The organism is Halorussus gelatinilyticus (assembly GCF_023238445.1).
Classification (GTDB): domain Archaea; phylum Halobacteriota; class Halobacteria; order Halobacteriales; family Haladaptataceae; genus Halorussus; species Halorussus gelatinilyticus.
On record NZ_CP096658.1, the window covers coordinates 1,322,516 to 1,336,842 of the forward strand.

Annotated in this window: 13 protein-coding genes; 7 read left to right on the plus strand and 6 right to left on the minus strand. The window is 66.5% G+C overall.

Features of this window, described 5'->3' with window-relative positions:
• Positions 1 to 121 precede the first annotated feature (121 nt).
• Entirely contained in the window at positions 122 to 931 is an 810-nt protein-coding gene (locus M0R88_RS06890) for a DUF8231 family protein (protein WP_248656202.1), read from the plus strand.
• Between the two features lie 53 nt (positions 932 to 984).
• Here the strand turns inward: M0R88_RS06890 and M0R88_RS06895 are convergent, their stop codons facing one another.
• The 3 genes from M0R88_RS06895 to endA all read right to left on the minus strand — a co-directional run bounded on the left by M0R88_RS06895 (position 985) and on the right by endA (position 4,013).
• Positions 985 to 1,185, minus strand: coding sequence for a DUF8123 family protein (locus M0R88_RS06895; protein WP_248656203.1), 201 nt, complete (start codon positions 1,183 to 1,185; stop codon positions 985 to 987).
• Between the two features lie 117 nt (positions 1,186 to 1,302).
• Positions 1,303 to 2,955, minus strand: coding sequence for a tryptophan--tRNA ligase (locus M0R88_RS06900; RefSeq protein ID WP_248656204.1), 1,653 nt, complete (start codon positions 2,953 to 2,955; stop codon positions 1,303 to 1,305).
• A gap of 8 nt (positions 2,956 to 2,963) precedes the next feature.
• Complete coding sequence (endA, locus tag M0R88_RS06905) at positions 2,964 to 4,013, minus strand: tRNA-intron lyase (protein WP_248656205.1); 1,050 nt, start codon at positions 4,011 to 4,013, stop codon at positions 2,964 to 2,966.
• Between the two features lie 138 nt (positions 4,014 to 4,151).
• Here endA and M0R88_RS06910 point away from each other — a divergent pair, with 138 nt between their 5' ends.
• A complete protein-coding gene (locus M0R88_RS06910) occupies positions 4,152 to 4,886 on the plus strand; it encodes a phosphatase PAP2 family protein (protein WP_248656206.1) in 735 nt (244 codons plus the stop codon).
• On the opposite strand, the gene M0R88_RS06915 is transcribed toward M0R88_RS06910, so the two are convergent.
• Positions 4,883 to 5,671, minus strand: a complete 789-nt coding sequence (locus M0R88_RS06915; protein ID WP_248656207.1) for a topoisomerase DNA-binding C4 zinc finger domain-containing protein — start codon at positions 5,669 to 5,671, stop codon at positions 4,883 to 4,885. The two genes, M0R88_RS06910 and M0R88_RS06915, sit on opposite strands and share 4 nt — an antisense overlap.
• A gap of 126 nt (positions 5,672 to 5,797) precedes the next feature.
• Here M0R88_RS06915 and M0R88_RS06920 point away from each other — a divergent pair, with 126 nt between their 5' ends.
• Together M0R88_RS06920 and M0R88_RS06925 are read left to right on the plus strand one after the other, a co-directional pair.
• Positions 5,798 to 6,445: an HAD family hydrolase gene (locus M0R88_RS06920; protein ID WP_248656208.1), complete on the plus strand. Its 648-nt coding sequence runs from the start codon at positions 5,798 to 5,800 to the stop codon at positions 6,443 to 6,445.
• A gap of 141 nt (positions 6,446 to 6,586) precedes the next feature.
• Positions 6,587 to 8,995, plus strand: a complete 2,409-nt coding sequence (locus M0R88_RS06925) for a DEAD/DEAH box helicase (protein ID WP_248656209.1) — start codon at positions 6,587 to 6,589, stop codon at positions 8,993 to 8,995.
• Between the two features lie 15 nt (positions 8,996 to 9,010).
• Here M0R88_RS06925 and M0R88_RS06930 read toward each other — a convergent pair whose 3' ends face one another.
• Positions 9,011 to 10,408, minus strand: a complete 1,398-nt coding sequence (locus tag M0R88_RS06930) for an MATE family efflux transporter (protein WP_248656210.1) — start codon at positions 10,406 to 10,408, stop codon at positions 9,011 to 9,013.
• 161 nt (positions 10,409 to 10,569) lie between these two features.
• On the opposite strand from M0R88_RS06930, the gene M0R88_RS06935 reads away from it, so the two are divergent.
• Positions 10,570 to 11,205, plus strand: a complete 636-nt coding sequence (locus M0R88_RS06935; RefSeq protein ID WP_248656211.1) for a ribulose-1-phosphate aldolase — start codon at positions 10,570 to 10,572, stop codon at positions 11,203 to 11,205.
• 142 nt (positions 11,206 to 11,347) lie between these two features.
• Here the strand turns inward: M0R88_RS06935 and M0R88_RS06940 are convergent, their stop codons facing one another.
• Positions 11,348 to 11,689, minus strand: a complete 342-nt coding sequence (locus M0R88_RS06940; RefSeq protein ID WP_248656212.1) for a DUF378 domain-containing protein — start codon at positions 11,687 to 11,689, stop codon at positions 11,348 to 11,350.
• Positions 11,690 to 11,996: 307 nt separating this feature from the next.
• On the opposite strand from M0R88_RS06940, the gene lipA reads away from it, so the two are divergent.
• Positions 11,997 to 12,944 carry a lipoyl synthase gene (gene lipA, locus M0R88_RS06945; RefSeq protein WP_248656213.1) on the plus strand — a complete coding sequence of 316 codons (948 nt, stop codon included), beginning with the start codon at positions 11,997 to 11,999 and terminating at the stop codon, positions 12,942 to 12,944.
• Positions 12,945 to 13,204: 260 nt separating this feature from the next.
• Positions 13,205 to 14,326: a pyruvate dehydrogenase (acetyl-transferring) E1 component subunit alpha gene (pdhA, locus tag M0R88_RS06950; RefSeq protein WP_438267201.1), complete on the plus strand. Its 1,122-nt coding sequence runs from the start codon at positions 13,205 to 13,207 to the stop codon at positions 14,324 to 14,326.
• Position 14,327 lies beyond the last annotated feature (1 nt).

Here is a 14,327-nt window from a genome sequence, read left to right on the forward strand (position 1 = left end):
CGACCTCGTTGGTGGTCGAGGCGGGGATTCGCGCCGACCCGATTCCTAAAATATCGGAGCTAAGAGCGGTCGAAAGTAACAAAAGCCAATGATTAAACCGCACGCGCTAAAACATCGAGATATGCAACGACGAGCCGCGACGGTGTACGGCGTCCTCTTTCTCGTCATCGCCGCTGGGTCCTACTCGCTCATCGGCGTCGCCCAAGAGCCGGGCATCGACCTGGAAGGGGAGACCTACACCGAGAACGACACGCTGACCGTCGGCGGACTGGAGTACACGGTCGCCTCGGTCGGCGACGGAGAGGGAACGCTGGAACGGGTCAACCAGTCGGCGCGCTACACCGCGACGTGGGCGAACAACACGACCGCGCAGCTAGACAACACGACCTATCGGGTCCTCATCCCGAACCGGACCGACCCCAGTCAGTTCACCCTCCGCGAGGAGTTCAACCTGAGCGAGAACGTCTCGACCGTCACGCAGGGCGGCACGGAGTACGTCGTCGTCAACCGGAGCGACGGCAATCGCTCGCTCGTGCCGGTCGACGAGTACAAGCGCCAGCAGTTCGGCGAACCCGAGACGCGCCAGTTCTCCGAGGGCCAGACCTTCCAGCTCGCGGGCAACCAGACCACCGTCTCGAACGTCACCAGAGAGGAGGCGCTCCTGACGTGGACCGCACCCCGGACGGTCTCGACCTCGTTCGCCGAGGGCGAGAACGTCACGCTCGGTCCTGCGGACGGCGGCCAGCAGTTCGTCGCGCACTTCCCCGCGAACGATACCGTCCAACTCTCGCCCAACCCACCCGAGTATCAGTCGCAGGTCAGCGAGATCAACCACTTCAACGAGCGCATCGCGGGACTCTGGGGCATCACCATCCTCAGCGTCCTGACGGTCGTCCTGCTGTTCGGTCTCGCCTTCCTGCCGAACAAGTAGTCCCGCACCCGATTCGGTTCGATTTTTCGCCGTCGCGTAGTCGAGAAGGAGCGTTACTTGCGCGCCAGCCACGCCAGCCCCGCGCCGACGACGATGGCGGCGACTGCGCCGAGTCCCTGTCCGACCATCAGGAGCGCGCCGCCGGACTTGTGGGCCCACGGCGTGCCGGCGATGGTCGCGATACCGATGAGGACGAGCAGGACGCCGAAACCGATTCCGAGCGGTTCGAGTCTGTCCGCGTTCGCTGTAGCCATGGTTGGTCTGTCCGGACGCGTCGGGTTAACTGTTGTTGAAACGACCGACCGAGACCGCCGGCGAGAATAGCGCGACGGTCGAGACTCACACGACAGTCGAAAATAGCGCGACGGCGGTCAGTCGCGCTTGCGCGGACTGTCCAACTCGATGTCGGCCTCCTCCAGCAGGTCTTCGACTTCCTCGCGCTTCTCCTGGTGTTCCGCGAGGAACTCCTTCATCAACTGGGCGGCCTGCTCCTTGCAGTCGCCACAGAGCCGTTCGCCGCCGACGCACTCGTCGTAGACTTCCTTGGCGAACTCGTCGTCGTCGCCCGCCAGCAGGTAGGCGTACAGTTCGTACACCGGACACTCGTCGGCCCGCCCGCCGAGTTCGCGCTGTTTCTCGGCGGTCTCCCGGCCGCCGGTGGTCGCGGCCTTCACCTTGTCGTAGCCGTCTTCGGGGTCGTCCAGCAGGCTGATGTGGCTCGCCGGGACCGACGACGACATCTTCCCGCCGGTAAGTCCGGTCATGAACCGGTGGTAGAGCGACGAAGGCGCGACGAAGCCGTAGCCGCCGTGGTCCAGTTCGACATCGCGGGCCAACTCCTCGGCCGCATCGCGCGAGAGGTCGAAGGCGTCGATGTGCTCGTCGAAGACGCGCTTCTCGCCCTCCACGGCGTCGATGAGCGCGCCGAAGGCCTCCTCGGTCGCGTTCCGGTCGAGGAACCGTACGCGCGGTCGGAGCGGTTCTTTGCCCGCTTCCCGGAGTTTCGACACTACGCTCTCGCGGGCGTCGTCGGGCGTCACTTCCTCGGCCAACCAATCGGCGGCGTCCTCGCACCGGACCACGCCGTCGCTCTCCTCGGCTTCGTCGGCGAGCGCGGCGTGCGCGGCCGCGAGCAGTTCGCGCTCCGCTTCGTCGGCCTCGAAGCTCGCGTACGCCTTCGTCACGCCGAAGTAGCCCATCCGGGCCGCGAGGTCACGCGCGAGGCGGACGTGGGGGTCCTGGTCGGGACCGACTGGGATGACGGTCGGCTTGGGTTCGTCCAGTTGCGGGTAGAGGATGTCGGCCATCTGGGTTACGACGCTCTGCATGTGCGAGACGCTGGTCTCGCCCGAGAAGCCGTAGATGTTCTCCAGTTCCGAGAAGTTGGCTTCCGACCCCAACTCGAAGGCCAGGTCCTGCACCTCGCGGTCGCCCGACTGTCGGTAGAGAGTGCCCTCCTCCGGGTCGAATCCGAGCGCGAGCAGGCTCAGCAGGTAGTCGCGGGCGTGTTCGTCTATCTCGTCCCACGATAGCCCGCGGGCGCTGTGGGCTTCGAGGTCGGCGATGAGCGCGTAGGCGTCGCCGCCCTGCCGTTGGTGCCAGATTATCTCGTCGAACACCAGCTTGTGCCCGATGTGGGGGTCGCCGGTCGGCATGAACCCCGAGAGCGCGGCGAACGGTTCGTCGTTCACCATCGCGTCGGCGACCCGGCGGTAGTCGCGGTGGCCGAAGATGACGCCCCGCCGCATGAGGTAGTGGGGGTCGGGCACCTCCGGCAGGACCTCCTCGAACTCCTCGATGCCGAACTCCTCGAACAGCTTCCGGTAGTCGGCGATGGTCGCCGACCCCCACGGGTCGAGCGTCGTTTCGTCCTCGCCGCTCGCGGCGGTGCCCCCGTCGGGCACGGCCCGACGACCCGCTGACTCTGACCCCGACTCGTCCGACTCGGTGCCCTCGTCGGGAAGCGTTTCCGGCGCTGTACTCTTTCGCCCGTCCGCTCGGTCGCGGTCCGTATCTCGTGTCATAGTATCAGTTACGGGGTCAATCGACCCACGGAAATCCAGTCGGTTATCTCTTCGTTCGGGCCTACGAGCGCAAAAATCATCCGTTTTCGGACCCCGTGGGCGAGGCGCACGTCCAACGCGAGGTCCCGCGGCGAGAAGATGTGGTCGGTCGGAAGCACCCGGACGAGACACTCCGAGTGGCCCAACTCCTCGACCGACTCTACGTCGGCGTAGGTCCGGAAGTCCGACCCGAACTTGAACCCGGTCTTGGGGACCATCCCGCGCTCTCGGAGCGCACGGTAGACCCGGAGTCGGCGGTCGAACCGCTCGCCTTCGACCTCGCGGCCGTGTTCGCGGACGGTCTCGGTTTCGGGGTCGTCCGTTCGACCGCCCAACGAGAGGACGCCCTCGTCGGCGAGGTACGCCGCTTCGACCAGCGACAACTGGAGCGCCCGGTCCCGATCGCGGTCGCGGTCGTCCAGCGGTTGGCCGTAGAATCCCCGGTGGTGCAACTCCTCGGGCGGGTCCCAGACCAGCACGCGGTCGTCCAGCAGGTCGGCGGGAACGCCCGCGGGGAGGTCGGTCGCGGAACTCCCGCGGAGGTCCGCCCGGTCGGTTTCGAGGTAGGTTATCTCGCTCTCCTCGTCCACGACCGCCAGCACCACGTCGCCCAACCGGTCGGCGGGCACGTCCGCGCGTTCGCCGACGACCCGGACGCGGTAGAGGACCGAGTCGTCCCACGGTCCCTTACCGCGCGGATAGACCACGAAGTCGGCGTTCGACCGGGGCGCATCGACCCACCCCTCGCGGGCGGGCGAGAGGTAGAACCCCCGGTCGCGCAGGTCGGCGTAGACGAGGAATCGCGTGGCTATCTCGTCGCCCGCGTCGGCGAGGAACTCCCGGAAGCCCATGCCGTCCACGCCGTCCAAATCGCCTTTGAACAGCAGGTAGGCCGCTTCGACGCGCGAGAGCGCGACGCTGTTGGCCTCCAAGGGGCGGCCGTACCCGCTGGAGTCGTAGTAGCGCTGGCGGGCGTCGCCGCCGACCACCACCTCGTCGTCTCGCAGGCGTCCGTCCATGCTCCTCGTTCCGGTTCGGGGCGTCAAACGATTTCCGGTGTCCCGCGGGTCGGGGCGGGTCGGCGGTTCCGGTCGGACACTCATTCCGGCGATTCTCACCAGAACGATTATATGCATAACCTACCTGATTGGCGACAAATGACGCGCGGAATCGGCGAGACGGAACTCCTCTCGGGACTCCCCGAGACGGCCACCGCCGTCGCCGGACTCGTCACGCAACTCGGCGACATGTGGTTCGTGATGGTCGGTATCGGCGTCGTCTTCGTTCTCGGGGTCAGGCACCGCTCGGTCACGAACGACCCCGCGACCGATAGCGTCTACCTGCTCGCGCTGACCGTCGGCGCGTACTCGCTGACGGTCGCGCTCAAGCACACCTTCGGGCTTCCCCGTCCGCCGGGGGCCGCGACGGCGACGCCGCCCGCGTGGATTCCGCAACTCGGCCACGCCGTCTACGAGTCTATGGTGACCGGCGACGGGTACGGCTTCCCCAGCGGGCACGCGCTCAAGACGACCGTCGTCTACGGCGGCGCGGCGCTCGCGCTGGACGTCTGGGACCGCGGACGCCAGCTAGCCGTCGCTGGCGCGATTATCGCCCTCGTCGCGGCGTCGCGGGTCGTTCTCGGCGTTCACTACGTGGTCGATGTAGTGGCCGGCGCGGTCGTCGGTGGTCTCTTTCTGGCCGCAGTCGTCCGCCTCACCGACCAGCGTCCGACGCGAACGCTGGCGCTCTCGACCGGCCTCGGACTCCTCGGGTTCCTCGCTGCGGGCACGTCCAAGTCGGCGCTCGCGCTAGCGGTCGCCGCGGTCGGACTGGTCGTCTGGGTCGGAACCGACAGAGTCCGCGGCTTGAACGCCGACCCGGCCGAACACTAACGTCCCTCGACCTCCGGTCCGTCGGTCGCTTCCTCGTCGCTCCCCGTCTCGTCGCGTTCGTGGTCGAGGCAGACCGATTCGCCGTCCTCGCTCCGGACGCGCGGTAATCCGCAATCACAGGTCCCGACCACCTCCCGGTCGGGGAGCGCGACGGTGGTCTCGCAGTCGGGGTAGTTCTCACAGCCCAGAAAGAGGGTGCGCTCGCGCAGGACTCGCAGGTCGCCGTCGCAGTCGGGACACGACCACTCGCGGTCGAATCGCTCGCGGACCGCCTCGTCCAACTGCTCGCAGTCGCGGTCCACGCAGAGTTCGAAGCGCGCGCCGCGCTCGACGGCCATCTGCGGCAGGCCGCAGTCGCACGTCGCGTCGAGCGTCGCGGCGTCTCGGGGAAGCCCGTACTCCGCCGGGCAGTCGAGGCAGGTGACCGTCCCGCGAGCGCGAACGAGGACGCCCTCACACTCCGGGCAGGTGCCAACCTCGGTGCCCGCCGCGGTCGCGCCGTGGCTCGCGCGGTCGGCGTCGGCGCGGCTCTCGACGCGCAGGCGTTCGTCATCCTTGACCGCGACGAGGCCGAAGCCGCCCTCGCCGTCGCTCTCGCGGTGGACCGCGTTCGCGCGGGTCAGCCACTCGACCGGCTGGTACCCCTCCGCGTCGTGGACGAGGACGGTGCCGTCCGGTTTGTGAACGACGACGACGCGGCCGCGCTGGGTGCGCGACTCGTCGCCTCCGTCGCCCCCGTGGTAGGTGGTCGTACAGTCGCCGGCGTAGACGTGGATTCGGGTCACGGGGAGGGTTCGTCCCGTTTTCGGACTTAAACTCTCGGCCGGGTGGGCGGCGACCGACCGCGCGAGCACCGTCCGACCCGCTCGTGCGCCGGAGCAACTATTTTTCCGCGGCCCGTCACTCGGCCCGTGCAATCGAAGGCTGTGCTGTTCGACATGGACGGCGTCATCGTCAACTCGGAACGCTACTGGGTCGAGACCGAGGAGTCGGAAATCCTCCCCGCGGCGGTGGACGGGTCGCCCGACACCAGCGAGACGACCGGGATGAACTTCCGGGAGATCTACGACTACCTCGAAGCGCGCCACGAGATGACCGAGACGAAAGACGAGTTCGTGGACCGCTACGAGAACGCGGCCCGCGACATCTACGGCGAGAAAGTCGCGCTGATGGACGGATTCGAGGATTTGCTCGCCGACCTCCGCGACGAGGGCCGGACCGTCGCGCTGGTCTCGTCGTCGCCCCACGACTGGATAGACCGCATGCTCGACCGGTTCGACCTCCGGGAGTCGTTCGACAGAATCATCAGCGCCGAGGAAATCGACGGCAAGAGCAAGCCCGAACCCGACGTGTACGAGTTCGCCGCGAAGGAAGTCGGCGTCGAGCCTGCCGACTGCATCGCGGTCGAGGACTCCGAGAACGGGGTCCGGTCGGCGAAGCGCGCCGGGATGCAGGTCGTGGGATATCGGAACGAATCGGACGAGGAACTGGACCTCTCGGAGGCCGACGCGGTGGCGGCGTCGGCCGAGGAGTTGCGCGAGATACTGCTCGCCGAGTGACGGAGTTGCCGTGCGTTTTGCGGTTTTGTTGACGGGGCTTCAGACGAATCCTTCTGCACTGCGACCGCACAGCAACCTATCGCCGACTGCTCCGTTCCGAGAGAGAAACGCCTTTGCCACCCGGCCCCTGTGACTCGTACGATGGAAGTCGCCGAGGCAGTCCCCGACCCCGAGTTCGCCGAGGTGTTCCCGTTCGAGGAGTTCAACGACATGCAACGCGAAGTCGTGGACGCGCTCCTCGAAACCGACGAGAACGTGGTGGCGAGCGCGCCGACCGCCAGCGGGAAGACCGCGCTGGCGGAGATGGCCATCTGCCGGACCTTGGAAGCCGGGGGAACCGCGCTGTTCGTCGCGCCGATGCGAGCGCTGACCAACGAGAAGGAGAGCGAGTGGGAGCGCTTCGAGGAGTTGGGCTACTCCGTCTACGTCGTCACGGGCGAGCGCGACCTGAACCCCCGCCGGGCCGAGCGCGCAGACATCCTCGTGATGACTCCCGAGAAGACCGACTCGGCGACCAGAAAGCACGACTCGCGCCGGTACGCCTTCATCCGGGACGTGGACTGCGTGGTCATCGACGAGGTCCACCTGCTCGACTCCGAGAAGCGCGGGAGCGTCCTCGAAGTCACGGTCTCGCGGCTCCGACGACTCACCGGCCCCCGCGTCGTCGCGCTCTCGGCGACGATGCCCAACGTCGAAGACGTGGCCGACTGGCTCGACGCGCCGCCCGAGACCACCTTCGAGTTCGGCGACGAGTACCGGCCGGTGGACCTCAACTCCGGCGTCAAGACCTACACCCACGGCGATAACTCCTTCGCGGACAAGTACCGGCGGCTCTACCGCGCGCTCGACCTCGCGGAACCCCACATCCGCGACGACGGCCAAGCCCTCGTGTTCGTCTCCTCCCGGCAGGACACCGTGCAGGCCGCCAAGAAGGCCCGCGACGAAATCGGCGAGCGCGACATCCCGATGGGCGCGCGCGGCGACTACGACTTTCACAACGACGCCCAGGAGCTACAGAACGACACCCTCCGGAAGTCCGTCCTCGACGGCGTGGCGTTCCACCACGCCGGTCTCTCGAAGGGCGACAAGGACAGAGTCGAGGAGTGGTTCAAGCAGGGCAAGATTCAGCTCCTGTTCTCGACCTCCACGCTGGCGTGGGGCGTCAACCTCCCCGCCAGATGCGTCGTCCTGCGGGACACGAAGCTCCACGACCCCCTCGAAGGCGAAGTGGACATGAGTCCCCTCGACATCCTCCAGATGCTCGGCCGGGCGGGTCGCCCCGAATACGACGACGTAGGCTACGGCTGGGTCGTCTGCGACCACTCGGAGGCCGACAAGTACCGCAGGCTCCTCCGGGAGGGGAAGGAAATCGAGTCCCGACTCGCCGAGGGTCCCGATTCGGGAGACTCGGGATCGCGTCGGAGTTCGTCCGGCGGCGACTTGGACGCCCACCTCAACGCCGAGATAGCGATGGGGACCATCCGGGACCTCGGCGACGTCATCGACTGGCTCGAAACCACGTTCTACTACGTCCGCGCGAAGTCGAACCCCGACGCCTACGGTCTCGACGACCTGCAAGCCGACCTCCGGACGCGGGTCCGAGAGGCGCTCGAACGACTCGACAGTCGGGGCTTCGTGGACATCGGCGACGACCTGAGCGTCTCGGCGACGCCCCTCGGCCGACTCGCCTCGAAGTTCTACCTCCGACTCGACACCGCGGGCGAGTTCCACGACCTCGCTCGACGGGAGGAAATCGAGACCGGCGACGTCCTCCGGACCGTCGCGGACGCCGCGGAGTTCGACAGCGTGAGCGCCCGCCAGTCCGAACGCGAGGCGGTCGATTCGGTCCTCGTGGGACAGGACGCGGGCGAGTTGGAACCCGGCGCGCGCAAGGTGCTGGCCATCCTTCGCTCCACGATGACGGGCACGACCCCCGGCGAACTCCGGAGCGACGCGTGGGTCATCACCCAAAACGCGCTCCGACTGCTCGCCGCGCTCAGAGCTTTCCTCGAACGATTCGACCGACCGCGCGCCGCCAACCTCGCGCGACGGATAGAGGCCCGCATCGAACACGGCGTCAGTTCCGACGCGGTGGGACTGACCGCCATCGACGGCGTGGGGTCGGGCCGCGCGAGCAAGTTGGCCAAGGAGGGAATCGCCGCGCCCGCCGACGTGCGCGAGGCCGGCGAGGACGGTCTCGTGGACGCCGGTCTCTCGGCGGGGGTCGCCGAGGCGGTCCTCGAAAGCGCGAGCGACCTCCCCCGGATTTCGGTCTCGTGGGGCGCGTTCCCCGACGCCATCGCCCGCGGCGAGAACGACATGCGGGAGGTAACCGTCCGCAACGCCGGCGACGGGACCCAAGTCGGGATTCGCGTGACGGTCAACGGCGTCGAGATGACCGAGACGACGACCTACCTCGACGGCGAGACGACCGTCCCGGTCGGGGTCTTCGGCGGGACCGACGACGAGATGGAGTACGTCGTCGAGGTCGCGTTCCCCGAGTTACCGCTGCTCCCCGTGACCGACTCGCGGACCGTCGGCGTCGAATAGCGGGAACGGCGAACCCTACTCCGCGCTCGCGGTCGCTTTCTCCGCGGCGCGTTGCAGCATGCCGTCGTTAGTCGTGTAGTAGTAGTAGAGGCCGACGCCGACCGTGCTGACGACGTTCGAAATCGTCACCGCCCAGAACACCGCGTAGACCTCGTAGCCGAGCCAGAAGACGCCGACCGCGGCGATGGGAAGCCGGATCGCCCAGTACTTCAGCAGTCCCGCGACCATGCTGACCTTGGTCCGGCGCGCGCCGTTGAATCCGGCGTTGAACAGGTACCACGCGCCGATGGCCCAGTAACTGAGGACGAGAATCTTGAGGTAATCGACTGTCATCTTCAAGGCCACCGGACTCACGTCGGCGACGAAGAGGCCGGCGAGAAGTTCGGGCACGAACCACTGGACGACGCCCGCGAACGTGAGTCCGACCGCCGCGACGCCCGCGCCGAGCCACGTCGTCCGCCGGGCGCGACCGGGGTTGTTCGCCCCGAGGTTCTGGCCGACGATGCTCTGGGCCGCGCCCGCGAGTCCCTGCGCCGGGATGAACGCCACGCTGGCGACTCGTGCGCCGATGGTGTAGGCCGCGAGCGCCGCCGCGCCGCCGACCGCCGAGACCAGCGCGATGATGAGGATGCGGACGAGTTGGCTCACCGCGTGCTGTGCGCCGGAGGGGACGCCGACTTCGAGGATTTCGCGGTACTCCGCCACGTCGAAACCGACGGCGCGGTCGGTGAAGGTGAGTCCGTCACGACCCCGGAGAATCATCCCGAGTCCGAGCAGGAGTCCGGCGGCGTAGCCGACCGCGGTCGCCAGCGCCGCGCCCCGGACGCCCATCTCGGCGAACGGTCCCCACCCGAGGATGAGAAAGGGGTCGAGACCGATGTTGACGAGGACCGCGGTGACGTTGATGTAGAGCGCGGCCCGCGAGTCGCCCCACCCGACGAACGCGCTCTCTATCGCGTCGCTCGTCATCGCGAACGGGAAGCCGAACATGTACGTCGCGAGGTACGTGGTCGCCAGCGCGGTTACTCCCTCGCCGCTCAACAGGAGTCCGATGATGGTCTCCGCGCCGACGGCCATGAGGATGGCACAGGAGATGCCCAAGAAGAGTGCGAGCGTCACGCCGTGAAACGCCATCTTGCGACCGCCCGCGTCGTCGTCGCCGCCGGCGCGCTGGGAGACGACGACCTGCGTCCCCGTGTTGACGACCATCGTCACGCTGAAGATGAGTGCGATGACGGGGAAGTTGACGCCGACGGCGGCGACCGCGTTCTCGCCGAGTCGCCCGACCCAGAACGTGTCGACGACCTGTTGGGCGACCTGCACGAAGTTCTGCATCACTAACGGTGCCGCGAGGAAGAGCAGCGACCGCACGAGCGAGCCGCCAGTGATTTCGTCTCGTGATACGTTCACCATCGTTTTCCTTCAGTTGACAGTAATAGAATACTGCTTCTACTGATAAATTTTCCGATGCGTCCGTAGATTCCGACTCGCGCTTCCACAATGACGCCTCGCGGATTTCTCGCGATTCCATCCCGTGAGAATATATAGCTACCCCTCCTCGGTGCGAACGAAACATGCTCGGAGCGGAACGCCGCGCGGTCGCCACCCGCGCGCCCGACCTCGCAGGTCTCACGCCCGGCCGGACCGGTAACTTGAGCGTCCGCCGGGACGACCGATTCGCAGTCACGCCCACCGGCGTCGCCTACGACCGAATCGACGCCGCCGACGTCCCGGTGGTCTCGCTCGACGGCGAGCAGGTCGCCGGCGACACTGCCCCCTCCAGTGAGACGCCGATGCACAGCGCGGTCTACCGGGAGTTCGACGCGGGCGCTATCGTCCACACTCACTCGCCGTGGGCCTCGACGCTGGCGATTCTCCACGAACCGATTCCGCCGGTCCACTACATGCTCGCGCTCGCCGGGACGACGGTGCCGGTCGCCGACTACGCGACCTACGGCACCGCCGAACTCGCCGCGAACGCGGTCGAGGCGATGGAAGAGGCCGACGCCGACGCGTGTCTGCTCGCCAACCACGGTCTCCTCGCCACGGGCGACGACGCCGATTCCGCGCTCGAAACCGCCGTCAACGTCGAGTACACGGCCCGCATCTACTGTCAGGCGAAGGCGTTCGGCGATCCGGTGGAACTGAGCCGCGAGGAGATGGCCGCCGTCGCCGAGAAGTTCGAGGGATACGGACAGGACGGGGACTGAGTCGGGGACAGCACGCGCTCGGTGCTACTTCTATCGTCAGACGCCCGGCGGTACTTCTACCGGCAGACGCCCAGCGGTACAGCTACCGGCTAGGTTCGCGTCGAACGATAAACTACCAGAGGAAAAGCCGTAATCGGACGGTTCAGGAGTCGGTGTTCGTGTTCTCGGTGTCGGTCTCGCCGTAGTCGGTCGTCGTCTCGGTTCGGGTCGTCGCGTCACGCTTGCGGCGCTCGCGGGCGGTTCGCCGGCTCGCGCGCCCCATCTTGTACGCGGTGTACAGCAGATAGACGCCCGCGACGCCGACGAGGGTGTAGATGAGGCTCTCGACGGTCTGGGCCGGACCGGGCCGGAAGATGGGTTCCAACAGTAGGTCGACGACGTTTACCGGGTCGCCGGTCAGACCGGTGACGCCGAGGATGCCCCACGTTATCGCACCGATTGCGACGAGGAGGATGGCGAGCCAGTCGAAGGCGTTGGTGTTCATAAATTCGGGTAGGTGCTTGAGACGTTTTGTTATTGCGGCCTTATCGGTCTCGGTGGCGCGTCGTATCGGGTTCCGGTCCGTTTTGGTCGGTTGTGGCCGGGCGGTCGCTGCTCCGCGGACGGGCGCGACGGTGTAGCGCGTACGACTGTACATTTCGCGTCTTGCAACGCGGCGGCCGAGTCGAACAGCGTGGTATCGGTCCGAACAGTCTCGGAAGATTCACCCCTCGACGCCAAAACCGACCAAACGCCCACCCTCGCCGGCGAATACCCTACCCTTTTCACCACCCGCGACCAACACTCGACCAATGAGTCGCCGCCGGAAACCCGATTGGCTCAAGATGCAACCGCCGTCAGGCCGGGAGTTCACGGGCATCAAGCAGACGTTGCGGGACCACGACCTCAACACCGTCTGCGAGGAGGCCAACTGCCCGAACCTCGGCGAGTGCTGGAGCGGGAAGAACTCCGAGTCGGGCGGCACTGCGACGTTCATGCTGATGGGCGACCAGTGTACTCGAAACTGCGGGTTCTGCGACGTGGACACCGGCGGCGGCCAACCGTTAGACCCCGACGAACCCGCGAACGTGGCGAGCGCCGTGGCCGAAATCGGTCTCGACTACGTGGTCCTGACCTCCGTGGACCGCGACGACTTGGAGGGGCAGGGCGCGGCCCACTTCGCGCAGACGATTCGAGAGATAAAGCAGCGCGACCCCTCGATTCTCGTCGAAGTCCTCATCCCCGACTTCCGGGGCGAGGAGGACCTGATTCGGAAGATAATCGAGGCCGAACCCGACGTCATCGCGCACAACGTCGAGACCGTCGAGCGACTTCAGCAACCCGTCCGGGACCCCCGCGCCGGGTACGAACAGAGCCTCGCGGTCCTCGAACAGGTCGAGCGCGAGTCCGACATTTACACCAAGACCTCCATCATGCTCGGCGTCGGCGAGTACGACCACGAGGTCTACCAGACGCTCTCCGATTTGCGGGAGGCGGACGTGGACGTGGTGACGCTCGGCCAGTACCTCCAACCCTCCCGCTCGCACCTCAACGTGGCGACGTACGTCCATCCCGCGAAGTTCGAGACGTGGCGTCGCGTCGCCGAAGAGGAGTTGGACTTCCTCTACTGCGCCAGCGGCCCGATGGTCCGGTCGTCGTACAAGGCGGGCGAACTGTTCGTGGACGCCGTGTTGCGCGACGGCAAGACCGTCGAACAGGCCCGTCGGGAAGCGAGAGAGAGCGTCGCCGCCTCCGATTGACCGGACCGTCACCTCGAACGAATACGTTGGTGGGACTCCGTTTATTTTGCCGCAATAATTGCCGTTCGTTCACCGGAACCCCCTGTGAGCAACTCTACGTCAGACGAACGTCTATTTTTCTGAACGAGATTTAAGAAATTGCTGAATTCTCCGGGAGAAAATGACTGTTCGCGTGAGGAACCCCCGTGAGAATCGTACCTCCGGAAAGTTAGTTACGAAAACCCTATTACGCCAGCGGGTGACCGTTTCGATATGTCAGGATGGGTTCGACCGTGAGCATCGTACACCAAGACCCGCAGGACCGAGTACAGGTCCTCGACGAGGACGGTAACGTGGTAGAAGGCGCGGACGTGCCCGACATCTCCGACGAGGAGATGCTGGCCATGTACCGCGAGATGAAGCTGACCCGCCACTTCGACGAGCGAGCGGTCTCGCTCAACCGGCAGGGGCGGATGGGAACCTATCCCCCGCTCTCGGGCCAAGAGGGTGCCCAGATCGGGAGCGCTCACGCGCTGGCCGACGACGACTGGCTGTTCCCGAGCTATCGGGAACACGGCGCTGGGATGGTCCGTGGCCTCTCGCTGAAACAGACCCTGCTGTACTGGATGGGCCACGAGCAGGGCAACGCTATCCCCGACGACGCCAACATCTTCACCGTCGCGGTCCCCATCGCTACCCAGATTCCCCACGCGACCGGCGCGTCGTGGGCCTCGAAGCTGAAAGGCGAGGAGAAGGCCTTCGTCTGTTACTTCGGTGACGGCGCGACCTCGGAAGGCGACTTCCACGAGGGACTCAACTTCGCGGGCGTGTTCGACACGCCCACCGTCTTCTTCTGTAACAACAACCAGTGGGCCATCTCGGTGCCGCGCGAGCGCCAGACCGCCTCCGCGACCATCGCCCAGAAGGCTCAGGCCTACGGCTTCGAGGGCGTGCAGGTGGACGGGATGGACCCCCTCGCGGTGTACAAGGTGACGAAAGACGCTATCGAGAAGGCCAAGGACCCCGGCGAGGACGACCTCCGGCCGACACTCATCGAGGCGGTCCAGTACCGCTACGGTGCCCACACGACGGCCGACGACCCCTCGGTCTACCGCGAGGACGAGGAGGTCGAGGAGTGGAAGCAGAAGGACCCGATTCCGCGGCTGGAGTCGTTCCTCCGGGACCGCGGCGTCCTCGACGACGACAAGGTCGAAACCATCGAACAGGAGGTCAAAGACGACGTCGCGGACGCCATCGACGCCGCTGAGGCGGTCGAGCGTCCCGACCCCGACGAGATATTCGCGCACGTCTACGCCGACATGCCCAAACACCTCCGCGAACAGTACGAACAGTTCCGAGGCATCCGCGAACAGTACGGCGACGACGCACTTCTGGAGGATTAAC

What these genes read in the sequence shown, in the direction of transcription:
- M0R88_RS06890 (WP_248656202.1), top strand. Translation starts at nt 122, where the DNA reads ATGCAACGACGAGCCGCGACGGTGTACGGCGTCCTCTTTCTCGTCATC.
- M0R88_RS06895 (WP_248656203.1), bottom strand. Translation starts at nt 1,185, where the DNA reads ATGGCTACAGCGAACGCGGACAGACTCGAACCGCTCGGAATCGGTTTC.
- M0R88_RS06900 (WP_248656204.1), bottom strand. Translation starts at nt 2,955, where the DNA reads ATGACACGAGATACGGACCGCGACCGAGCGGACGGGCGAAAGAGTACA.
- endA (WP_248656205.1), bottom strand. Translation starts at nt 4,013, where the DNA reads ATGGACGGACGCCTGCGAGACGACGAGGTGGTGGTCGGCGGCGACGCC.
- M0R88_RS06910 (WP_248656206.1), top strand. Translation starts at nt 4,152, where the DNA reads ATGACGCGCGGAATCGGCGAGACGGAACTCCTCTCGGGACTCCCCGAG.
- M0R88_RS06925 (WP_248656209.1), top strand. Translation starts at nt 6,587, where the DNA reads ATGGAAGTCGCCGAGGCAGTCCCCGACCCCGAGTTCGCCGAGGTGTTC.
- M0R88_RS06930 (WP_248656210.1), bottom strand. Translation starts at nt 10,408, where the DNA reads ATGGTGAACGTATCACGAGACGAAATCACTGGCGGCTCGCTCGTGCGG.
- M0R88_RS06935 (WP_248656211.1), top strand. Translation starts at nt 10,570, where the DNA reads ATGCTCGGAGCGGAACGCCGCGCGGTCGCCACCCGCGCGCCCGACCTC.
- M0R88_RS06940 (WP_248656212.1), bottom strand. Translation starts at nt 11,689, where the DNA reads ATGAACACCAACGCCTTCGACTGGCTCGCCATCCTCCTCGTCGCAATC.
- lipA (WP_248656213.1), top strand. Translation starts at nt 11,997, where the DNA reads ATGAGTCGCCGCCGGAAACCCGATTGGCTCAAGATGCAACCGCCGTCA.
- pdhA (WP_438267201.1), top strand. Translation starts at nt 13,205, where the DNA reads ATGGGTTCGACCGTGAGCATCGTACACCAAGACCCGCAGGACCGAGTA.